Raw genomic sequence first — 21,965 nt, forward strand, 5'->3', positions numbered from 1 at the left:
ATGTTTGAAAATTTCTCATTTACAAGTTATTATGTGGATAAAGTTATATGGAAAACTTTAGAAAATGAATTAGAAAATTTCCACAATATTTTAATAATTACAGGAAATAAGTCTTTTGAATCTGTAAAAGAAAACATTTTACCTATATTAAAGGATAAAAATATTATAATTGAAAATTATTTAGGAGAATGTTGTTATGAGCATTCTTCTACTATAATTAAAAATATAATTGGAAAACAAATAGATTTAATTTTAGGAATTGGTGGAGGAAAGGTCATAGATACAGCTAAATTAGTGGCTAATCAAATAAATAAGACTATTTTTATAATCCCAACCATTGCTTCTACTTGTGCTGGAACATCAGCTTTATCTGTTGTCTATAATCAGGATAAAACTTTTAAAGAAATATCTTTCTTTAAAGCACCACCTGAAAAAATATTTATAGATTTAGAAACTATAAAAAAGTCTCCTTCTAGATACACATGGGCTGGAATAGGAGATACTTTAGCAAAATATTATGAAGTTAAAATAAAACATGAATATTGCTTAGCTAATAATAAAAAAATAAATTTTCCAACTCAGATGGCTATAGAATTATCACATAACTGTAAAAATATTATAATAAAAAATAGTGAAGATGGATATTATTCTCAAGAAATCAATGAAGCTTTTAAAAATATAGTTTTAACTATAATTGTAACAACTGGAATGGTATCTAATTTTATAGATGACTTTTTAAATGGTGCTATTGCACACTCTGTATTTTATGGATTAACTGTTCTTCCTAGAATTGAAAAAGAACATTTACATGGAGAAGTTGTTGCATATGGAATTTTAGTTCAACTTTTATTGGAAAATAATTTAGAAGAATATAAAAAATTAACAGAATTTTATAAAAAATTAAAATTTCCAATAAATTTAACAAATATTGTTAGATTAGAAGAATTTTTAGAAAAAGAAAATGATATATTAGAAGAAATTTTAAAAGGACCAGACCTTATAGATTTTGATTTTAATATTAATAAAAACAATTTAAAAAAAGCATTATTTTATAAAAATAATTAGTTAGAGGAGAAATTAAAATGAGAAAGTTTATTGCTAATAAATATCAAACCATGTCTTCTCCTATGGGAGAAAGTAAAGTAATTAATAAAAGTTCTTTTCCTACAATTAATTTAGGAATAGGTGATTTAGATATTACAACAGATAAAATTATTATAGAAAAAGCCTATAAAGACGCTTTAAATGGTCATACTCACTACACAGATCCTGCTGGATATTTAGAACTTAGAGAAGAAATTTGTAAATATCATAAAGAAAATTTTAGAAATTATAATTTTTCTACTGATGAGGTTTTAGTTACTTCAGGAGCATGTCATGGACTTTATCTTCTGTTTAAAACAATATTAAATCCAAGTGATGAAATTATATTACTTTCACCTTTCTTTGCTGTTTATAGTGATGCAATAAAACTTTCTGATGGGATTCCAATTGTAGTTGAAACTAAATTTGAAAATAAGTTTCAATTAATAAAAGAGGATATTGAAAAGAAAATTACTGATAAAACGAAAGCAATTGTACTAAATTCTCCTTGTAATCCAACAGGAGTTTGTTATAATTTAGAAAGTCTAAAAATTATTAAAGAACTTGCTGTAAAATATGATTTATTAGTCATAGCTGATGATGTATATGATTTTTATTCTTTTGAAAACTCTTTTACTCCTATTTATACTTTACCTAATATGAAAGAAAGAACAATTAGTGTCTGTAGTTTTTCTAAAGATTTTGCTATGACAGGTTGGAGAATAGGATATATTATTGGACAAAAAGATATTCTTGAATGTATGAATCTTATAAATCAATCAATTGTTTACAGCCCTGTGGCAATTTCTCAAAGAGCTGCTTTATATGCTCTTAAAGAATTTAAAAGAATTAAAGAAACTCAAGTTCCTATATTTAGAGAAAGAGTTATGTATGCATATGAAAGAATCAAAAAAATTCCTTTTTTAGATTGTATCAAACCTCAAGGTGGAATTTATCTTTTTATAAATATTGAAAAAACTAAAATGACTTCTATTGAGTTTACAAATTTTTTAATTGAGAATTATGGAATTGTAACTATTCCTGGTGATGGATTTGGAACTTCAGGTTTTATAAGAATTGCATGTACAGTTAATATTGAAAAATTAAAAGAAGCTTTTGATAGAATTGAAAAATTAAAATTTTAAATTTAAAAGGAACTATTATAAAATTTATAATAGTTCCTTTTATTTTAGATTTTTTATTCTAAAATCTCATTACATCTTTTTACTGGACATAAATCTCCACACATAGTACAAACTTTTTCTTCTACAGGAGTTGAAGACTTTCTATATTCTTTAGCTTTTTCTGGGTCTATACATTCTTCAAACATTCCTTCCCAATTAAGAGTTCCTCTATATTTACTCATTCTATTATCCCAATCTCTAGCTCCTTTCAATCCTTTAGCTATATCAGCTGCATGTCCTGCAATTCTTGAAGCCATAATTCCCTCTTTCATATCCTCTAAAGTAGGTAATCTTAAATGTTCAGCAGGTGTTACATAACATAAAAAATCGGCTCCAGAAGCAGCAGCAATGGCTCCACCAATAGCTGCAGTAATATGGTCATAACCAGGAGCTATATCTGTTACTAATGGTCCTAAAACATAAAATGGTGCATTATGACATAATTTCTTTTCAATTTGCATATTAGTTGTTATTTCATGCATTGGAATATGACCTGGTCCCTCTATCATAACTTGGACATCTTTTTCCCAAGCTCTTTTTGTTAATTCTCCTAAAATAATTAATTCTTGAATTTGTGGAGCATCTGTAGAATCAGAAATACTTCCAGGTCTTAAACCATCCCCTAAACTTAAAGTTACATCATATTTTCTACAAATTTCAAGAAGTCTATCAAAATATTCATAAAATGGATTTTCTCTTTCATTAGCTATCATCCATTGGAAAAGTATAGAACCTCCTCTACTTACTATTTTTGTTAATCTTTTATTATTTTTTAATCTATCTACACAAGTTTTATTTAATCCTGCATGAATAGTCAAAAAATCTATTCCATCTTCACAGTGCATTTCGACTACTCTAAATAAATCATCAACAGTCATATCTTTTATATTTTTACCAAGTTTTACAACTGCATCATACATAGGAACTGTTCCTAACATAACTTCTGATTTCTCAACTAAATTTTTTCTAAATTTTTGAGTATCTCCAAAAGTACTAAGGTCCATAATAGCATCTGCCCCATATTCAATAGCCTTTTGAACTTTTATCATCTCTTGAGAATAATCACAACAATCTTCAGATACACCTAAATTGACATTAACTTTAACTCTTGTTTTTTCTCCAATTGCTCTAGGATATAAATTTTTATGATTTTTATTAGCTGGAATGACTATAACTCCTTGAGCTATTTTTTCCATCAATTCTTCTCTAGAAAGATTTTCATCTCTTGCTACAATTTCCATCTCTTTAGTAAAAATTCCTTTTTTTGCTGCTTCCATTTGTGTTGAATACATCTTTATTCCTCCTAATATTTAAAAAATAATAAAAAAAGCTCTGTACCAAAGTACAGAGCAATAAAACTAAATTAAACTACAAAAAAATATAAAAATAGTTTAAGTCCTATGCTTCCCTACGCTGGTATTATCCATATCAGGTTCTAAGAGTCAGGAATTTTCCTTCTCAGCTAAATTAGCTCCCCTAGCATAAATCTGTTATTTATTTTTTACTCGACCATTATACTATTATTTTTTTTATATGTCAATATATGTAAAATGAATAAATTTTAACTTTTTTTTGATTAATTTTAATATTTTTCTTGCATTTTTTTGTAAAATAGTGTATGATAATTTTATGAGAAATCTCAAAGGTTTTTCTAGAAATAATTGATTAAAATCAATTTTTCGTTATACTCATCCTATTTATTTTGTGTTATATAGAAAAGAGCACCTTTTCCCAGGGGTGCTCTTTTCTCGTCCTATAACATTTTATTTTATAATAACAAATTTTGTTTTTAATCTACTTGCTACTAAACTTACAAATCTAACTTGTTTTGTCATCATCAATGGTATAATAATTTTTCTTCTATCAAAAGTAATAATATCTAAAACAGGTTGAACTTTACCTCTTTTTCCTACTACTTCTTCTCTTAGTTCACAACTTTCAACATCTTTAAATTTTAATTCCACATCTTTACTTTTTAATATATCTTTATCAAAATCAAGTACAATTCCATAACTTAAAAACAATTTTATATGTTTAAAAGAAAGAAAAAGAAAAATAACTCCTACTACAATATCTTTTATATCTTTACTTGATAAATATATATATATTTGTAAAAGTCCAGCAATTAGAAAAGGAATCCCTGTTCCTAACCACATTGCTGTTCTTTTTAATTCAAGAGAAAATTTTTCTTTCCCTTGAACTTTTAAATCAGTTTTTATATTTTTTATAAATTCTTCATAAAATAGCATAATTAAACACCTATATTACTAAATCATTAAGATGAGAATCTTTAAAGTCTAAGTTATGTACAGAATTTATATATCTTATTGTCTTACTCATTCCTCTAACCAAAAGAGTTTGAGTTTTAGCAATATTGCCTTTTCTTTTTACTCCTTCTAAAAGGTCTCCTGTAGTTATACCTGTAGCTGAAAAAATAATTTCATCTGATTTTGCCATGTCTTCAAGAAGCAATTTTTTTCCAACTTCAACCCCTGCTTCTTTACATCTTCTTTCCTCATCAAGAGATATTTTATCATTCTTATCATCAGAACCTTTTACATCACTTCTTAAGATAAGTCTTCCTTGCATATCTCCTCCTAAAACTCTAATAACAGCAGCTGATACAACACCCTCTGGAGCTCCACCTATTCCATACATCATATCAACTTCAGAATCAACTAGGCAAGTCAAAATAGAAGTGGCTACATCCCCATCAGGAAAAACATACATTTTTACTCCTAAATCTCTCATTCTTTGGATAACTTTTTTATGTCTAGGTTTATCTAATACAGCCACCATAACATCTTTTACTTCTTTGTTTAATGCTTTTGCTACTGCTCTTATATTATCTTCTAAAGATTTATCTAAATCTATAACTCCTTTGGCTTCTGGACCAACTACCATTTTTTCCATATACATATCTGGTGCTTTTAAAAAAGCTCCTTTTTCTGCTGCTGCTAGTACAGCAATAGCATTAGGTTGTCCTTGAGCTGTCATTCTTGTTCCTTCTATTGGGTCTACTGCTATATCTACAAGGGATAATTCATCCTCTGTATAGGGTTCAATATCTTTTGGATTATATTTAAGTCCTAATTTTTCTCCTATGTATAACATAGGTGCTTCATCAATTTCTCCTTCTCCAATAACAATTTCACCATCAATTTTCATTCTATTTAGAACATTTCTCATAGCTTCAACTGCTGCATTATCAGCTAAATTTTTATCCCCTCTTCCTACCCATTTTTGAGCAGCAAGTGCTGCAGCTTCAGTAACTCTAGCAAAATCTAAAGCTATTTCTTTTTTCATTTTTCCTCCTTAAGAATTATAAATTTATTTGATTAAAACTTTATATATTTCTTCTCCTGGTTTAACCATTTTTAATTTTTCTCTTACAAGTTTTTCTCTATAAAATTCATTATCTAAATTTTTTATATCTCTCTCATATTCTTTAATATTTTCATTTAAAATGTCTTTTTTTTCTTTCAAGGATGTTAACTCTGCATTTAATCTAGTTATTTTTTCATAACTTCTATAAATTCTCGGAATAAATGCAAATACTACTATACTACTAAAAAAAATCACAATAAATCTCTTATATTTCAAAGTTGTCACCTATTTTTTTAATTTTTTTTCAGTTTCTTTTTTTATAAGATGCAATTTTTTAGAAATAATTTTTCTTGAAACAGGAGATATTCTTTCTATAAAAAGTTTTCCTTCTAAATGATCATATTCATGTTGAAAAGCTTTTGCTAAAAATCCTGTCATCTCTTCCTCAATCACTTCTCCATCTATATTTTGATATTTTACTTTTATTCTAGCAGCTCTTTTGACTTTTTTATATATTCCAGGAACACTTAAACATCCTTCATCTGTTTCAGTATATTCTTCAGACATTTCTAAAATTTTTGGATTAATTATTTTTCTAATAATTTTATCTCCTACATCTAATACAAAAAATCTTTTATTTATTCCTACTTGTGGAGCAGCAAGACCTACACCTGTTGCTTCATGCATAGTTTCTACCATATCTTCTAAAATACTTTTTATCTCATCAGTTATATTTTCTACTTTTTCACTTTTTTCATTTAAGCAAGAATCACCATAAGTCCTTATTTCGTATAACATTTCTACCTTCTTTCTTTCATAATTATATTAAATTTATTGGGTCAACATCAATTACAATTCTACAATTTTTTTTATCAAAATTTTGTAAAATTGTTGATATTTCTTTTTTAAAATAATTTATTTTTTCTTTTTTTCCTTTAATAAAGATATTTTTTCTATATCTATCTTTAACTTTATAAACTAAACTTCTATTTGGAGGAAAAATTTCTACATAATCTCTTTTTATAAGTTTATAGAAAGAATTAATCACCTCTTCAAGAACTCTTTCATCAGTAGATGAAAAACCTATATTAATTGTTTTTGAAAACGGTGGGTACTCTAAAATTTCCCTCATCTCTATTTCTTTTTTATAAAAAGAATCATAATCACTATTTTTTATATTTTCCATAATATAATTTTCAGGTTGATAAGTTTGAATTATAACTTTACCTTTTTTATTCTCTCTTCCAGCTCTCCCAGCAACCTGTGTTATAAGTTGAAAAGTTTTTTCTGAAGCTCTAAAGTCTGGAAAATTTAATATTAAATCAGCATTTATAACTCCCACTAAAGTTACATCTGGAAAATGTAACCCTTTTGCTATCATCTGTGTCCCTATCATTATATCATATTTTTTATTTAAAAAATCAAAATATACTTTTTCATAAAAATTTTTTTCTTTTGTTGTTTCAGAATCCACTCTTATTATAGGCACATCAAAATATTCTTTTAATTTTTCTTCTATCTGTTCAGTTCCCTTGCCTCCATAATATAAATTATGACTACCACATTTACTACATTTTCCTGTAAATCTAATTTCTTTTCCACAATAATTACATTTTAATTTTTGATTACTTTCATAGTAACTTAATTTTATTGAACAATGATCACACTCTTCTATATGTCCACAATCTTTACATTGAATCATTGTAGAATATCCTTTTCTATTTAGGAGAATAATAACTTGTTCTTTTCTTAATAAAGTTTCTCTTATATTTTGTAGAAGTTTTTTACTAAAAAAATTATTTTCTTCTGTTTTCATATCCACTATTTCTACTTCTGGAAGATTTGAATCATTAAATCTCTTATTTAAAATTTCTAATTGAAATTTTTTATTTTTTCCTAAAAAATAACTTTCTATATCTGGAGTTGCAGAGCCAAATATGACTTTTGAATTTTCTAACATAGCTTTTTTTATTGCCACATATTTAGCATTATATCTAGGATTAGTATCTTGTTTGTAGGTATTTTCATGTTCTTCATCAATAATTATATATTCTAGATTCTTAACAGGAGCAAATATAGCTGACCTTGCACCTAAAACTATTTTTTTGTATCCATTTTCTATATATATCCATTCTTTTTTCTTTTCAGAATCAGATATATTACTATGTAAAACTGCTACCTCATCTCCAAATTCTCTTCTAAATCTATTTTTCATTTGAGGAGTAAGAGAAATTTCTGGTACTAAAAATATACTTCCTTTATTTTTTATTAAAGCATTTTTTATAAGCCTTATATAAATCTCAGTTTTTCCACTTCCTGTAATTCCTTTTATTAAAAAATATTTATTAGAAGAAGTTTCTATATTTTTTACAATAGTTTGTTGTTCTTTGTTAAGCACAACATCAGTTGAGATTTTTTTGTTTAAATCTTCATCTATTTTGTGATTATCCTTTTCATAAATATTTTTTTCCAAAAATAATATTTTTTTATTTAAAAGTCTATTTATAATTTTTTTATCAAATTTTTCTTCTAAAGTTTTTTTAGGAATTTTTTTCTTACTCAAAAAATATTTATAAATATTTTCTAAGACTTTTTTTTCTTCTATAGAAAAATATTTTTCAAAATTAAAAGATACTTTTTTATTTTTATCTACTATTAAAAATCCTTCTTTTACATATTTCTTTAAAGTCTCTAAATCTATTTTCTTTCTCAAAGTTTCTCTATTAACCAATTCTTTTGAATAAAAGTAATCTAGTATTTCTTTCTCTTCAGTTGATAAATCTAAATTTTTATAACTGCTCACTAAAAGATTATAAGTTTCATTATAATGAATTTTTAACTCTTTAGGAATGGCAGTAGAAATAACTTGTGAAAAATTACACATATAATAATTTGAAATCCATATTAATAACTCTATATAACTTTTAGAAAAAGATAATTCATTTTCCAATTTTCTTTTAATCTCAAGGACTTTAAAATCAAATTCTTTTTCATTTTCTTCTTGGATAATAAATGCTCCTCTTTCTCTATTACGAAAGTTAACTACTACTCTATCTCCTATATTAAATTTATCATCTTTATCAAGGTATGTGAAAAAAGAGTTTGTTCCATCAACAAACAATTTATAATATCTCATTTTCACTACCTCCTATTTTAATATCACTTTTATCTCTGCATTTTCTGATAATTCTGTATCTATTGGGGGATAAAATTCTTTTACTATTCCTGTTCCTTGAATTTTTAAATTAACTTTATTTCCACTAAATATATCTACAACTTCCCTTAAAGTTTTTCCTTTTAAATCTGGCATTCTATAAATCTCACTATTTTTTTCTTCTGTTCTTGTATCTTGTATTTCATCTTGAGTAATTGTTATTTTAGAAATATTGTTAGAAACTATTTCTCTTGTCATAGTTAATCTTTTTATAACATTTCCAAAAACAGGAGCTGCTACTAATCCACCAAATTTTTTATCTACATTAGGTTTATAAAACATTATTAGTCCAGCATATTTTGGTTTTTCAACAGGAAAAAATCCTATAAAAGAAGTTAAATAATCTTCTTTTAAATATCCTACTCTTCCTGCACTTATTTGGGCTGTTCCTGTTTTTCCTCCTATTGTATATCCTTCGACTTTAGCTCTTTCTCCTCCTCCACTTTCAACAACATCTTCTAGCATTTTTTTCATTTTTTCAGAAGTTTCTTCTGTAATTGGAGTATTTATAATTTCAGGTATATTTCTTCTAATAATTGTTCCATCACTACTGTCAACTATTTTTTCTATCAAATATGGTTTATATAATTTTCCTCCATTTATTAATGAAGAAAATGCCATTATCATTTGAATAGGTGTAACAACCATTCCTTGTCCAAAAGATATTGTACTCTTTTTAAGTTTATCCCATCTTTTACTAGGAAGATTATATGGTTTTCTTTCATATGGAAAATCTATATTTGTTTTATCATAAAATCCAAAATCATTTAGATATTCTTCTATTTTAGAATCTTCTATATTATCTGTCAACATTACCATTCCAACATTACTTGATTTTTCAAGAATTTGTTTTACTGTTAACTCTCCTTTTAAAGACCTTGTAGCCTCTTTTATAGTATGTCCATATTTTTTTATTCTTCCATCTCCTATATCAAAAATGGAATTTTCAGTAATATATCCATCATTTAAGGCACCAGCAACTATAATAGGTTTAAATATAGAACCTGGTTCAACTTGATTTTGAAATAAAGGATTTCTTACAATACGAGGATTTTTATGAAAACTTGATAAAGCTAAAACAGCTCCTGTATTAGGGTCTACAATAATTCCATAAGCTTCTTCTGAATCAGTTTTTTCAAATTGTTTTTTTATTTCATCATTCAATATGTATTGTAAATCATCCTCAATAGTCAAATATAAATCTTTTCCATCTGAAGAAATATCTAAAGTTTTTCTTGCAGTTGGAATAGTAAATTTTCTATTTTTTATAAAACTTCTTTTTATTTTCATGTTTTTAGGTTTTAAATATGATTCATATTCTTTTTCTATTCCACTAACTCCAATTAAATTTTCTCCGTCTAAATCAAATCCTAAAACTCCTACTATATTTTCATAAATCTCTTTTCTATAATATGTTCTTTCATTTTCCTCTTTTAAAATAATTTCATTATTTCTTAATCCATATTTTTTTATTATCTCTTCTATTTTTTTCTTTTCTTCTAAATTAAGGTTTACATCTAAAAGATTATATCTTTTTTTTCTTTGGCTTTCTTTTGTTAAATGATTTATAAATTCTTTTTTATTTCTCTTTAGTGAAAGAGTATTTAGAATTTCAGTTGTAATTTCAGGCAATTGATTTGTTAAAGATAACATATATGGGTCAATTATAATGTCATATACACTAATATCATAAACTATTTCTCTTCCATTTTTATTATAAATAGTTCCTCTCTTTCCTTTAAGAAGTGAGAACCCTTCAACTTGTTTTCTTATTAATCTTTGATATTTTCCATTATCAATAATTTGAACCTTATAAATTCTTAAGAAAAAAATCATAATAAAGAAAAATATAATATCACAACTTGCTAAAGCTCTAGCTGTAAATCTCTTTTTCTTTCCTAATTTTTTCCATTTTCTAAATATCCATAAAATATATATGAGAAAAAATATCGAAGTTACAATATAAAGATGATTTTTTAAAATAATAGAACAAATTAAAAATAATATGTTTAATATTATAAGTAAAATTTTTAATAATTTAATATTCATTAATCTATATCCTTTTATACTTATTTAATTTTCAATATATATTATAACAAAAGATATGAGTAATGTAAAAAATTTTTTTAACTTGAAGAAAAAAATTTTTTTTGTTAAAATACTTCTGTAATGCTATATATTTTAGGAGGATTATTTATGGCTAAAACACTTTCTTTTGAAAAAATAATTGAAAATATAGATGAAATTATAGAAAAATTAGAAACAGGAGATTTATCTCTTGAAGATTCTATAAAAGAATATGAAAAAGCAATGAAACACATTGATAATGCAAAAAAAATATTAAATTCTGTTGAAGGAAAATTATTAAAAGTTATAGATAAAGATGGAGAAATAGAGATAGAAAATTTTGATAAGGAGAATAGGGAAAATGCTTAAAGATTATTTAACTCAAAAAAAAGAAATATTAGAAAATAAAGTAGATGAATATTTAAGTGATTTGAAATATCCTTGGCAAATTGCTGATGGAATGAAATATGCTATATTAAATGGTGGAAAAAGAATAAGACCTATTCTTCTTTTTATGATTTTAGACTTATTTGATAAAGATGAAAAACTTGGTTATCCTACAGCTGTAGGTTTAGAGATGATTCACTCTTATTCATTAGTTCATGATGATTTGCCTGCTTTAGATAATGATGATTATAGAAGAGGAAAACTTACTACTCATAAAAAATTTGGAGAAGCAGAAGGAATATTAATTGGAGATGCTTTATTAACTCATGCATTTAATATTTTTACTGAAAAAAATATTAATTTACTTTCTCCTGAAAAAATTGTTGAAATTATCAAGCTTACTTCTAGTTATGCTGGCATCAATGGAATGATTGGTGGACAAATGATAGATATTGAGAGTGAAGGTAAAAAAATAGATATGGAAACTTTAAAATATATTCATAAAAATAAAACAGGAAAACTTCTAAGACTTCCTATTGAATTTGGTTGTATCATAGCTGATGCTCCTTTAGAAATTAGAAAAAAATTAGAAGAGTTTGCTGATTTAATTGGTCTAGCTTTCCAAATAAAAGATGATATTTTAGATATAGAAGGAGATTTTGAAACTTTAGGAAAACCTATCGGAAGTGATTTAGAACTTGAAAAATCTACTTATCCTTCTCTAATTGGATTGGATGAAAGTAAAAAACTTTTAATTGAAATAACTGAAAATGCAAAAAATATTATAAAAAATAATTTTTCTGATGAAAAAGGAAGATTATTAATTGAACTTGCTGATTACATAGCTTTTAGAAAAAAATAATTTTTTTAATAAATGTATTTAATATTAAATGAAAATATGGTATTATAATAAATGATACATATTTTGTGATTATTAGGAGGAGAGAATGAAAGTTAAAAGTATACTAGTTGCACATAGAGCACAAATTAATCCACAATTAGGTGCTGTTGACGCCTTAGGAATTTTTGATAACATGATTCAACCTATGTTTCCTATTCCTATGCAACACATGTCAATAGTTATAACAATAGAGGAGATTTTAAAACCAACTTTATTTGAAGTTAGATTAAATGGTCCTGAAGGAGATTTAATTACAAAAGGAGAATTTCAACCAATGGTAGACCCATTTGGAGTAGGTAAAAAAATATTAGACCTTGAAAAATTCTTAATTCCTACAAGAGGAAGATATACAATAGAATTATTTGAAAAAACTCCAGATAATAAATATAAATTTATTGCTGAAAATACTTTATTTATTGCTGATTATCCACCTCAAAGACCTTTTACTCAAGAGGAAATTAATCATATTTTAGCAGATGATACTGTTATTAAAGTAATAAGAACAGAATTCCAACCTGTAGGATATGATAAAAAAATAAAAATTCAACATAGTCTTGATAGAAATGTTCCTGTGCAAGAAGGATATATCACAATTCCTGAAGATAATAAATTAGTTCTAGATGGAAAAGAATTCGATTTATTAGGATTAAGAAGACATTTAGAATGGATGTTTGGAAGACCTCTTCCAAAACCAGAAGAAATGAAACAACCTGAGGAAGCAAAAGAACCTGAAGATAATAAAATTAACTAATTAAAAAATAGACAGTAGAAATTTCTACTGTCTATTTATTTTTCATAACTTCTTCTAGTATTTCCAAAGCTTTTTTTGTATTTTCATTAGGGTACTTTTCATTTGCAGTTTCATAAAAAAATTTAGATTTTTCAAAATTTCCTATCTTAGCAAAATTCCAACCTATTTCTTCATAGAGCCATGTTTCATTACCACAATTTTTTGAAAGAGAATTTTCTAAAAATTTAATAGCTTCTTTATGTTTTCCAATTCTACCTAAATTCCAACCTATTTCTCCTTCTAACCAGCCATCTGTATTATCTATACAATAGGCTTTTTCTAAGAAAAATAATGCTTTGTCATATTTTTGAATTTTTCCATAATTCCATCCAAGTTCACAATTCAACCAAAAGTCATCTCTTCCACATTCTCTAGCTTTTATTAAATATGTAATGGCCTCTCTATATTTAGATTTTTTTCCTAAACACCAACTAATTTGAGAATATAACCAAGTATCTTTTCTTCCTAATTTTTCAGCTTCTTTAAATTTTTCTATAGCTTTATCAATTTTATCTAATTTCTCATAGCAAAAACCCAAATGAGATGTAAGCCACGTATCTTCTTTTTTAAAAGAAAGTGCTACCTTATAATATCCTAAAGCTTCCTCATAATTATCTAATTTTTCATAAACATATCCAATTTCTGAATTTAACCAATAATCACATCTACCCATATCTTCTGATTTTTTTAAATAATAAAGAGCTTCTTGAGCTTTTTCTAATCTTGATAAATTCCATCCAATTTCTGAATTTAGCCAAGAATCATCTCTTCCATATTCTTTGGCTTTTTTTAAATAATATTCAGCTAATTTATATTTTCCTAATCCCCCATAATTCCATCCAAGTTCACAACACAACCAACCATTTTCATCATATTCTTCAAAGCTTTCTGCTTTTTTTAAATATGTTATAGCTCTCTCTCTTTCATTAGTTCTCCCTAATAACCAACCAATATTACAATAAAGCCAATAACTATTTTCTCCTTTCTCTTCATATTCTAATAATATTTTTAAAGCTGCTTTATATTCTTTTATTCTTATCAATTCTTCTATCATTTTTTTATTATCCATAAATTATAGCCTCTTTTATAAAAGTTTTAATTTCATTATATCATTTTTTAATTTATCTTCAAAATTTTATTGACAATTTTTTTAAAAAAAGTTATACTATTTCTTGTTAAAATTATAAAATTCCTACTTTGTTAGGGAGATGTTCTGCACAGATAAACCATCTATAAAAAACTAGGTCTTTTTTTATTGCTTAAAAATAAAAATGATTTTATAGTGGTTAGAGTAGAGCGATTCTACTCTTTTTATTTTATAAAATTTTAGGAGGTTATTTTGGGTATTAGATACAACAAAATCAATGGTAAACATCAAAGAGAAATAGTACTTTTAAAAAGTTTTCCATGTAGATATGGAAAATGTAGTTTCTGCAATTATATTGAAGATAATTCTACAGATGAAACTCTAATCAATGAAACTAATAAAAAAGTTTTAGAAAATATTACAGGTGAATATGGAGTTTTAGAAGTTATAAATTCTGGTTCAGTCTTTGAATTGCCAGATATTACTTTAGCTGAAATTAAAAAAATTATACAAGAGAAAAATATTCATACTCTTTATTTTGAAATCTATTTTGGGTATATAAATCACCTTAATAAAATAAGAAAATATTTTTCTGGAATAGAAGTAAGATTTAGAATGGGGTTAGAAACTTTTGATGATAATTTTAGAAAAAATATTTATAATAAAAATTTTTCTTTAAATGAAGAAACTTTAAAAAAATTAAGTACTGAACTTTATTCTGTCTGCCTTTTAGTTTGTACTAAAGGACAAACACAAGAGATGATTGATAAGGACATTGAATTAGGTTTAAAATATTTTAAAAATATAACCATAAATATATTTATTGACAATGGAACTATAGTAAAAAGAGATAATGAACTTGTTAAATGGTTTATAAAAAAATATTCTCATTTAACTAAAGATAATAAAGTAGAACTTTTAATTGATAATAAAGATTTAGGGGTTTTTGAACAATAAAAATTACTAGGAGGACATATGAGAAACGAACTACTTTGGGCATTAATGTTAATTGTAAATTTTTTAAGTATAATATTTATTTATAAAAAATTTGGAAAAATTGGACTTTATTCTTGGATTCCAGTTTCTACAATTCTAGCTAATATTCAAGTTGTTTTATTAGTTAAATTATTTGGATTTAGTACTACTTTAGGAAATATTTTATATGCTGGAGGTTTCTTAGTTACAGACATTTTGGCTGAAAATTATGGAAAAAAATCTGCTCAAAAAGCTGTTCATATTGGATTTTTTTCTTTAATAGTCACAAGTATAATAATGAAAATAGCTGTTTTATTTATTCCTCTTGAAGAAGGAGTAATTATGTTTGAAAGTGTAAAACAGATATTTGATTTTATGCCAAGACTTATGGTTGCCTCTCTTCTTGCTTATTTTATCTCTCAAAGTCATGATATTTGGGCCTATGAATTCTGGAGAAAAAAATACTCTTCCACAAAACATATTTGGATAAGAAATAATGCTAGTACTTTAGTTAGTCAGTTTATTGATAATTTAGTTTTTACCACTGTAGCCTTTTATGGAGTCTATCCTTTTGAAGTATTAAAAGAGATATTTATAGCTACATATGTTATCAAATTTATTGTTGCTATATCCGATACCCCATTTGTATATATAGCACATTATTTAAAAAGAAATAATTTAGTAGAAGAAGAAAATTAATTTTTTACTTTTAACTAAAAAATAAAAAAATGAGGTTGTTTCAAAAATTTTATGATAACCTCATTTTATTATTATTATTATTATGCAATTTTTCTATTTAAATATCGTTGACATTGTTTTTCTGTATTATATCCCAATAAAACTCCAAGTATAAAATCTTCTTCAGGAGATAAATATGATAAAGAAGATTTATTAAAACTTTTTACTACTTTTATTGAGTCTTTATTTCCAAAATATACATTAATCATTTTTTCATTTAAGTATTCAATCATATAGTCATAACCACACTCTTCTAACTTTTCTCTAATAACTTCTTCGTTATCATAAGAAGTGGTAAGAAGAGATAATATTCTAACACCTTTATCTAGTTCATAAATCATGTGTATAAAAACATCCAACTCTCTTCTTTTTTCTATACTCATAATTATTTCACACTCTCAACCCATTTATTAATTCTTTCTTCTGTTAAATCACTTTGATTATTTTCATCTATTACAAGACCAACAAATTCATCATCTACTACTGCTCTTGAATTAGAGAATTCATACCCATCTGTAGAAGTTTTTCCTACAACATTTCCACCTATTTCAGTCACAACACTATATATTTCACCTATTCCATCTACAAATGTATCACCAAATCCAAATTGGTCACCAACACCTATTAATCCTACTTTTTTTCCTGAAAGATTTTTAGTTTTCAAAGTTTCAATAGCATCCATCCAACTGTCTTGTAAATCTCCCATTCCCCAAGTAGAAGTAGCAAATATTACAAATTCATACTCATCAACTTTATTTATTTCAGAAGCTTCATACACATCAGCTCCTAATAATTCTCCTACTCTTTTTGCTATATCTTCTGTAACTCCTGTAGTACTTCCATAAAAAATTCCTGTTTTCATTAATAAGCCTCCTTTTGAAAAATAATTTTAAATATTTTTTAGCTAAAAAAATCTTACCATAAAATATTTAGTCTGTCAAATATTTTTTTGTTTTAATTTAAAAACTCTTTATTTTATCTAAAACAACAATCGATTATTATAATTTTTATAAAAATATAATAATTTAAAATACTCTTATATCTTATTACAAAAAATAATATAAAAATTATTTTTAAAATTTTAGTTTTTAATAAAAAAACTGAAGAAAAATTTCTTCAGTACTTTTATAAATCATTATAAAATTTTAGTTATTAAATTATCCTAAAGCAACATCCAATATCATCATTAAAGCAAAACCTACCATTACACTTAAAGTTCCTGTATCAGAATGTTCTCCTAAATTAGCTTCTGGTATAAGTTCTTCCACAACAACATACATCATTGCTCCAGCCGAAAATGATAATAACCATGGCATAAAATTTTCTAAAGAAGCTGATATAAAAACTGTCATAACTCCAAAAATAGGTTCAACTATTCCTGATAAACTTCCTAATATAAAAGCTTTTGTAGTACTAAATCCTTCTCTTCTTAGTGGTAGTGATACTGCTGCCCCTTCAGGAAAATTTTGAATTCCAATTCCCAAAGCTAACCCCATAGCTGACGCCAAATAGCTAGGTTCATAAGAATTTTGACTAGCCAAAGCAAAAGAAAGTCCTATAGCTATTCCTTCAGGAATATTATGGAGAGTAACAGCAGTCATAAGAAGTGATGTCCTCTTAAAATTTGTATTTACACCTTCTATTTTATTTTTTCCACTATGTAAATGGGGAATTAATTTATCTAAAAGTAAAATAAAAAAAACTCCTCCTAAAAAACCTGTAGCTGCTGGTACCCATCCTATCATCCCAAGTACTTCAGCCTGTTCAATAGCCGGAGTAAGTAATCCAAACATTGAGGCAGAAATCATTATTCCTGCTGCAAATCCTAAAAATATTCTTTGGACATTATCTTTTATCTCTTTTTTAAAGAAAAAAACCATAGAAGAACCTAATGTAGTCATTAAAAATATAAATGTGGTTCCTAGAAATGTCCAATAAATTTCCTTAAACATAAAGTCCCTCCTAAAAATTTATTAACACACAATTATATATTATAAACTAATAAAATTCAAGAAAAACTTTAAAATAAAAATATATAGTTTTTAATTATAATCTTTTTCTAAAAACACAAAATATTGTAAAAAAAAGTTGAAAAAACACAATATACATGATATCATTAGTTATTAAATAATTTTATTGAATTTTAATTTTCTTAAAATTTGTAAACAAAATATTTGACAACTTCAAAGTAATATGATATAAAATATACATGAACATTGTTAATGTACATTTAAATTTTTTAAGGAGGAAATAAATAATGGAAGCATGGAATGGTTTTAAAGGAGATCTTTGGAAAAGAGAAATCAATGTCAGAAATTTTATACAAAATAACTACACACCTTATGAAGGAGACGATAGTTTCTTAGAAAGTAGCTCTGAAAAAACTAAAAAAGTTTGGGACAAATTAACTGAACTTCTTGCAGAAGAAAGAAAAAGAGGAGTTTATGATGCTGAAACTAAAAAGCCTCAAGCTATAGATGCTTATGGACCAGGATATATAGATAAAGAATCTGAGGTAATTGTTGGAGTTCAAACAGATGTTCCTTTAAAAAGAGGAATTTATCCAAAAGGTGGATTAAGAGTAGTTGAGAAAGCTCTTAAAGCTTATGGATTTGAAATAGACCCAATGACAGAAGAAATTTTTACAAGATATAGAAAATGCCATAATGAAGGAGTTTTCCAAGTATATACTGATGAAATGAAAGCATGCAGAAGTGCTGGAATAATTACAGGACTACCTGATGCTTATGGAAGAGGAAGAATCATAGGAGATTACAGAAGAGTAGCTCTTTATGGAATAGATAGACTTATAGAAGATAAACAACAACAAATGAAACTTCTTGAAATAGCTGAATTAGATGATGAAACTATCAGAAGAAGAGAAGAAATTGCTGACCAAATTTCTGAAATGAAAAAATTTGTAAAAATGTGTGCTTCATATGGTTTTGATGTTACTAAACCAGCAACTAATGCAAAAGAGGCTGTTCAATTTGTATATTTTGCTTATTTAGCTGTTACAAAAGACCAAGATGGAGCTGCTACTTCTTTAGGAAGAACTTCTACTTTTTTAGATATATATATTGAAAGAGATTTACAAAATGGAGTAATTACAGAAGAAGAAGCTCAAGAATTAATTGACCAATTTATTATTAAATTAAGAATAATCAGATTCTTAAGAGCTCCTGAATATAATGAGTTATTCTCTGGAGACCCTACTTGGGTAACAGAATCTGTTGGAGGACAAGGAGTAGATGGAAGAACTTTAGTTACTAAAAACTCATTCAGATACTTAAATACTTTATATAATTTAGGACCAGCACCAGAACCAAACTTAACAGTTTTATGGTCTGTAAATTCTCCAGAAAATTGGAAAAAATTCTGTTCAAAAGTTTCTATAAACACTTCAGCTATCCAATATGAAAATGATGATTTAATGAGACCTGATTTAGGTGACGATTATGGTATAGCTTGTTGTGTTTCTCCAATGCAAATTGGAAAAGGAATGGAATTCTTTGGAGCTAGAGCAAACTTAGCAAAATGTTTATTGTATGCTATTAATGGTGGAAGAGATGAAAAATCAGGAAAACAAGTTGGACCAAAATATCAAGGAGCAGTTGGTGAATATTTAGATTTTGATGATGTAATGGAAAAATTTGATAGAATGATGAAATGGCTTTCTGGAGTATATGTAAATGCTTTAAAAATAATTCACTATATGCATGATAAATATGCTTATGAAGCTTTTGCTATGGCTTTACATGATTTAAATATAAGAAGAACTCAAGCTACAGGAATAGCTGGACTTTCAATTGTTGCTGACTCACTAGCTGCTATTAAAAATGCAAAAGTAAAAGTTGTAAGGGATGAAACTGGACTTGTAGTTGATTTCATCAGAGAAGGAGAATATGTTCCTTACGGAAATAATAATAAAGAAACAGATGATTTAGCTGTAATGGTAGTAGAAAAATTTATGAATCATTTGAGAGCCCATGAAACTTATAGAAATTCTGTTCCTACTCAATCTGTTTTAACTATTACTTCAAATGTAGTTTATGGTAAAAAAACAGGAAATACTCCAGATGGAAGACTAGGTGGAACACCATTTGCTCCAGGAGCTAACCCTATGAATGGAAGAGATACTAATGGAGCTTTAGCTTCTTTATTATCAGTAGCAAAATTACCATTCCACCATGCTGAAGACGGAATATCTTATACTTTTGCTATAACTCCAGCAGCTCTTGGAAAATCTGATGAAGAAAGAGTAAATAACTTAATAGGATTATTAGATGGTTACTTTACTCCTGAAGGTGGACAACATCTAAATGTCAATGTATTCAATAGAGAATTATTAGAAGATGCTATGGAACATCCTGAAAAATATCCACAACTTACAATCAGGGTTTCTGGTTATGCTGTAAACTTCATAAAACTTACTAGAGAACAACAACTTGATGTATTATCAAGAACTATTAATCAAAGAATGTAATAATTTTGTTATAAAAAATTAAGGGATTGATTCACATTGTGGAGCAATCCCTTATTTAAAATTAATTAGGAGAAATTAAAAATGGAAAATATAAAAGGAAAAATTCACTCATTTGAAAGTTTTGGAACCGTTGATGGACCTGGAATAAGATTTGTAATTTTTTTACAAGGTTGTCCTTTAAGATGTAAATTTTGCCATAACCCTGATACTTGGGATATGAAAACTTCTAAAAAAGAAATGACTGCTCAAGAAGTTTTTGATGAAATGATAAAATATAAAAGTTTTTTTGGTACTAAAGGTGGTGTTACTGTAACAGGTGGTGAACCTCTTGTGCAAAAAGATTTTTTACTTGAGTTTTTTAGAATCTGTAAAAAAAATGGAATTCACACAACTTTAGATACATCAGGATATATATTTGATGAAAAAGTAAAAGAAATCTTAAAATACACTGATTTAGTTTTATTAGATATAAAATGTATTGATAAAAATGTATATAAAGATTTAACAAAAGTTGAACTTGAAAATACTTTAAAATTTTTAGATTATCTAAAAGAAAAAAATAAAAAAGTTTGGATAAGACATGTAATTGTTCCTACAATAACTGATAATGATAATTTATTAGAAACTCTTGCTAAATATTTGAAAGATTATAAAAATATTATTGAAAAAATAGAATTATTACCTTACCATACTTTAGGAGTTTTTAAATATCAAGAACTTAACATGGAATATCCATTAAAAGATATAGATGCACTTTCCAATGAAAGACTTTTAAATGCAAAAGAAATATTTAAGAAATATGGATTTTAATAATATATCTAAATATTAATAAAAGGTTGCTACTCATATTCATAACTTAAATAAAAATTTTTATGATTATGCTAATATAGACAACCTTTTTTATTTTATAAATATAACTTTATAAAATCTTCAATTTCAGATAGTTCTATAATCAATCTCTCAGAAGTTTTTCCAATATTTTTTCTTTTAACTTTCATTTTTCCTAAATATTTTGTATTTTCGCAATGAGTCCCTCCACACGGAATACAATAATCTAAACATTGCCAATATAATGCTTCCTTTTCTTCTCTATGTGGAAATGTAACTATTTTTAATCCCTCTTTAATAAGATTATTTGATTTTTCTTCAATTAATAATAATTCATCTTTTGAAAATTTATTTTCTGTTGCAAAGTCTAATCTCCCATAAGTTGAAGTTATTTTGGCTCCAACTATGGATTTTCTAATATCAGGACGAATAGTTTCTAAAACCATAAGTGCTAGATGTAATCCTGAATGATGTAAAGTTGTTTTAGCTCTTTTTTCTGTATCTATTTTTATTATAAAAGACTCTCCTATTTCTAAAGTTTTTAATATCTCTTTATCAATATGATGTACTATTAAATTTTCAACTTTTATACTAGGAAAATCCTCTAAAAAAATATTTCTTCCTTTTATTTTTGTAGTATTAAAAAATTCTATTTTTTCATTAGTTTTTTCTCTTATTAAATAACCAATATCCCCAATTTGTCCTCCCCCTTCAGGATAAGCAACAGTTTTATCAAATATAACCCCATCTTCATTTATTTCAGTTAATATCCCTTTACAAGAACTTAAAAATTGATTTTTATAAAATAATTTTTCTGTTTTCATTTTCTCTCCTTAAATTTCTATTTACAAAATTAATAAAAAAATATATTATATAACAGTATATAAACTGATATATA

The 21,965-nt window shown here is 25.9% G+C and carries 21 protein-coding genes and 1 riboswitch; of the genes, 9 read left to right on the forward strand and 12 right to left on the reverse strand.

All coding sequences use genetic code 11. From position 1 onward, the window contains the following. Positions 1–1,065, forward strand: a complete 1,065-nt coding sequence (locus tag HF862_RS01475) for an iron-containing alcohol dehydrogenase (RefSeq protein ID WP_170186140.1) — start codon at positions 1–3, stop codon at positions 1,063–1,065. 17 nt (positions 1,066–1,082) lie between these two features. Beyond that, positions 1,083–2,228: an aminotransferase class I/II-fold pyridoxal phosphate-dependent enzyme gene (locus HF862_RS01480; protein WP_170186141.1), complete on the forward strand. Its 1,146-nt coding sequence runs from the start codon at positions 1,083–1,085 to the stop codon at positions 2,226–2,228. Between the two features lie 53 nt (positions 2,229–2,281). On the opposite strand, the gene thiC is transcribed toward HF862_RS01480, so the two are convergent. The 7 genes from thiC to HF862_RS01515 form a co-directional block, all read right to left on the reverse strand. Beyond that, positions 2,282–3,559 (reverse strand): phosphomethylpyrimidine synthase ThiC, encoded by a 1,278-nt coding sequence (thiC, locus tag HF862_RS01485; protein WP_170186142.1) that lies wholly within the window; start codon positions 3,557–3,559, stop codon positions 2,282–2,284. A gap of 96 nt (positions 3,560–3,655) precedes the next feature. Further along, positions 3,656–3,755, reverse strand: a riboswitch (TPP riboswitch). A 275-nt stretch (positions 3,756–4,030) separates the two neighbouring features. Beyond that, on the reverse strand, positions 4,031–4,516 hold the full coding sequence (locus HF862_RS01490) for a hypothetical protein (protein ID WP_170186143.1): 486 nt from the start codon (positions 4,514–4,516) through the stop codon (positions 4,031–4,033). 10 nt (positions 4,517–4,526) lie between these two features. Beyond that, positions 4,527–5,573, reverse strand: coding sequence for a class II fructose-bisphosphatase (glpX, locus tag HF862_RS01495; protein WP_170186144.1), 1,047 nt, complete (start codon positions 5,571–5,573; stop codon positions 4,527–4,529). A gap of 24 nt (positions 5,574–5,597) precedes the next feature. Beyond that, entirely contained in the window at positions 5,598–5,849 is a 252-nt protein-coding gene (locus HF862_RS01500; RefSeq protein WP_170186145.1) for a septum formation initiator family protein, read from the reverse strand. A gap of 30 nt (positions 5,850–5,879) precedes the next feature. Further along, positions 5,880–6,392 carry a peptide deformylase gene (gene def, locus HF862_RS01505; RefSeq protein WP_170186146.1) on the reverse strand — a complete coding sequence of 171 codons (513 nt, stop codon included), beginning with the start codon at positions 6,390–6,392 and terminating at the stop codon, positions 5,880–5,882. A 22-nt stretch (positions 6,393–6,414) separates the two neighbouring features. After that, positions 6,415–8,730 (reverse strand): primosomal protein N', encoded by a 2,316-nt coding sequence (gene priA / locus HF862_RS01510; protein WP_170186147.1) that lies wholly within the window; start codon positions 8,728–8,730, stop codon positions 6,415–6,417. Between the two features lie 12 nt (positions 8,731–8,742). Beyond that, positions 8,743–10,857 carry a penicillin-binding transpeptidase domain-containing protein gene (locus tag HF862_RS01515; protein WP_170186148.1) on the reverse strand — a complete coding sequence of 705 codons (2,115 nt, stop codon included), beginning with the start codon at positions 10,855–10,857 and terminating at the stop codon, positions 8,743–8,745. Between the two features lie 147 nt (positions 10,858–11,004). On the opposite strand from HF862_RS01515, the gene xseB reads away from it, so the two are divergent. The 3 genes from xseB (at position 11,005) to HF862_RS01530 (ending at position 12,914) form a co-directional block, all read left to right on the forward strand. Then, positions 11,005–11,244, forward strand: coding sequence for an exodeoxyribonuclease VII small subunit (gene xseB / locus HF862_RS01520; protein WP_170186149.1), 240 nt, complete (start codon positions 11,005–11,007; stop codon positions 11,242–11,244). After that, positions 11,237–12,124, forward strand: coding sequence for a polyprenyl synthetase family protein (locus HF862_RS01525; protein WP_170186150.1), 888 nt, complete (start codon positions 11,237–11,239; stop codon positions 12,122–12,124). Before xseB ends, HF862_RS01525 begins: the two co-directional genes overlap by 8 nt. 85 nt (positions 12,125–12,209) lie before the next feature. After that, positions 12,210–12,914 (forward strand): hypothetical protein, encoded by a 705-nt coding sequence (locus tag HF862_RS01530; protein WP_170186151.1) that lies wholly within the window; start codon positions 12,210–12,212, stop codon positions 12,912–12,914. Positions 12,915–12,945: 31 nt separating this feature from the next. On the opposite strand, the gene HF862_RS01535 is transcribed toward HF862_RS01530, so the two are convergent. Then, the gene (locus tag HF862_RS01535; protein ID WP_170186152.1) at positions 12,946–14,022 is read right to left on the reverse strand and encodes a tetratricopeptide repeat protein; all 1,077 of its coding nucleotides are present in this window, start codon (positions 14,020–14,022) and stop codon (positions 12,946–12,948) included. Between the two features lie 270 nt (positions 14,023–14,292). Here HF862_RS01535 and HF862_RS01540 point away from each other — a divergent pair, with 270 nt between their 5' ends. Together HF862_RS01540 and HF862_RS01545 are read left to right on the forward strand one after the other, a co-directional pair. Further along, the gene (locus tag HF862_RS01540) at positions 14,293–14,997 is read left to right on the forward strand and encodes a radical SAM protein (RefSeq protein WP_170186153.1); all 705 of its coding nucleotides are present in this window, start codon (positions 14,293–14,295) and stop codon (positions 14,995–14,997) included. An 18-nt stretch (positions 14,998–15,015) separates the two neighbouring features. Beyond that, the gene (locus tag HF862_RS01545; protein WP_170186154.1) at positions 15,016–15,714 is read left to right on the forward strand and encodes a queuosine precursor transporter; all 699 of its coding nucleotides are present in this window, start codon (positions 15,016–15,018) and stop codon (positions 15,712–15,714) included. A gap of 80 nt (positions 15,715–15,794) precedes the next feature. Here HF862_RS01545 and HF862_RS01550 read toward each other — a convergent pair whose 3' ends face one another. From HF862_RS01550 to HF862_RS01560, 3 genes are all read right to left on the reverse strand, one after another. Further along, positions 15,795–16,136, reverse strand: coding sequence for a DUF2023 family protein (locus HF862_RS01550; protein WP_240934741.1), 342 nt, complete (start codon positions 16,134–16,136; stop codon positions 15,795–15,797). 2 nt (positions 16,137–16,138) lie between these two features. Further along, positions 16,139–16,615, reverse strand: a complete 477-nt coding sequence (locus tag HF862_RS01555) for a flavodoxin (protein ID WP_170186155.1) — start codon at positions 16,613–16,615, stop codon at positions 16,139–16,141. 295 nt (positions 16,616–16,910) lie between these two features. Next, positions 16,911–17,705: a ZIP family metal transporter gene (locus HF862_RS01560; RefSeq protein ID WP_170186156.1), complete on the reverse strand. Its 795-nt coding sequence runs from the start codon at positions 17,703–17,705 to the stop codon at positions 16,911–16,913. 305 nt (positions 17,706–18,010) lie between these two features. Here HF862_RS01560 and pflB point away from each other — a divergent pair, with 305 nt between their 5' ends. Beyond that, positions 18,011–20,239, forward strand: a complete 2,229-nt coding sequence (pflB, locus tag HF862_RS01565; RefSeq protein ID WP_170186157.1) for a formate C-acetyltransferase — start codon at positions 18,011–18,013, stop codon at positions 20,237–20,239. A gap of 90 nt (positions 20,240–20,329) precedes the next feature. Beyond that, positions 20,330–21,049, forward strand: a complete 720-nt coding sequence (gene pflA, locus HF862_RS01570) for a pyruvate formate-lyase-activating protein (RefSeq protein WP_370456837.1) — start codon at positions 20,330–20,332, stop codon at positions 21,047–21,049. A gap of 95 nt (positions 21,050–21,144) precedes the next feature. Here pflA and HF862_RS01575 read toward each other — a convergent pair whose 3' ends face one another. After that, positions 21,145–21,891, reverse strand: coding sequence for an alanine--tRNA ligase-related protein (locus HF862_RS01575; RefSeq protein ID WP_170186159.1), 747 nt, complete (start codon positions 21,889–21,891; stop codon positions 21,145–21,147). Positions 21,892–21,965 lie beyond the last annotated feature (74 nt).

Source organism: Fusobacterium sp. FSA-380-WT-3A, from assembly GCF_012843705.1.
Taxonomy (GTDB): Bacteria; Fusobacteriota; Fusobacteriia; order Fusobacteriales; family Fusobacteriaceae; genus Fusobacterium_B.

What these genes read in the sequence shown, in the direction of transcription:
- HF862_RS01525 (WP_170186150.1), top strand. Translation starts at nt 11,237, where the DNA reads ATGCTTAAAGATTATTTAACTCAAAAAAAAGAAATATTAGAAAATAAA.
- HF862_RS01555 (WP_170186155.1), bottom strand. Translation starts at nt 16,615, where the DNA reads ATGAAAACAGGAATTTTTTATGGAAGTACTACAGGAGTTACAGAAGAT.
- thiC (WP_170186142.1), bottom strand. Translation starts at nt 3,559, where the DNA reads ATGTATTCAACACAAATGGAAGCAGCAAAAAAAGGAATTTTTACTAAA.
- HF862_RS01575 (WP_170186159.1), bottom strand. Translation starts at nt 21,891, where the DNA reads ATGAAAACAGAAAAATTATTTTATAAAAATCAATTTTTAAGTTCTTGT.
- pflB (WP_170186157.1), top strand. Translation starts at nt 18,011, where the DNA reads ATGGAAGCATGGAATGGTTTTAAAGGAGATCTTTGGAAAAGAGAAATC.
- glpX (WP_170186144.1), bottom strand. Translation starts at nt 5,573, where the DNA reads ATGAAAAAAGAAATAGCTTTAGATTTTGCTAGAGTTACTGAAGCTGCA.
- priA (WP_170186147.1), bottom strand. Translation starts at nt 8,730, where the DNA reads ATGAGATATTATAAATTGTTTGTTGATGGAACAAACTCTTTTTTCACA.
- HF862_RS01560 (WP_170186156.1), bottom strand. Translation starts at nt 17,705, where the DNA reads ATGTTTAAGGAAATTTATTGGACATTTCTAGGAACCACATTTATATTT.
- HF862_RS01490 (WP_170186143.1), bottom strand. Translation starts at nt 4,516, where the DNA reads ATGCTATTTTATGAAGAATTTATAAAAAATATAAAAACTGATTTAAAA.
- HF862_RS01530 (WP_170186151.1), top strand. Translation starts at nt 12,210, where the DNA reads ATGAAAGTTAAAAGTATACTAGTTGCACATAGAGCACAAATTAATCCA.
- xseB (WP_170186149.1), top strand. Translation starts at nt 11,005, where the DNA reads ATGGCTAAAACACTTTCTTTTGAAAAAATAATTGAAAATATAGATGAA.
- HF862_RS01475 (WP_170186140.1), top strand. Translation starts at nt 1, where the DNA reads ATGTTTGAAAATTTCTCATTTACAAGTTATTATGTGGATAAAGTTATA.
- HF862_RS01545 (WP_170186154.1), top strand. Translation starts at nt 15,016, where the DNA reads ATGAGAAACGAACTACTTTGGGCATTAATGTTAATTGTAAATTTTTTA.
- def (WP_170186146.1), bottom strand. Translation starts at nt 6,392, where the DNA reads ATGTTATACGAAATAAGGACTTATGGTGATTCTTGCTTAAATGAAAAA.
- HF862_RS01515 (WP_170186148.1), bottom strand. Translation starts at nt 10,857, where the DNA reads ATGAATATTAAATTATTAAAAATTTTACTTATAATATTAAACATATTA.
- HF862_RS01535 (WP_170186152.1), bottom strand. Translation starts at nt 14,022, where the DNA reads ATGGATAATAAAAAAATGATAGAAGAATTGATAAGAATAAAAGAATAT.
- HF862_RS01550 (WP_240934741.1), bottom strand. Translation starts at nt 16,136, where the DNA reads ATGAGTATAGAAAAAAGAAGAGAGTTGGATGTTTTTATACACATGATT.
- HF862_RS01480 (WP_170186141.1), top strand. Translation starts at nt 1,083, where the DNA reads ATGAGAAAGTTTATTGCTAATAAATATCAAACCATGTCTTCTCCTATG.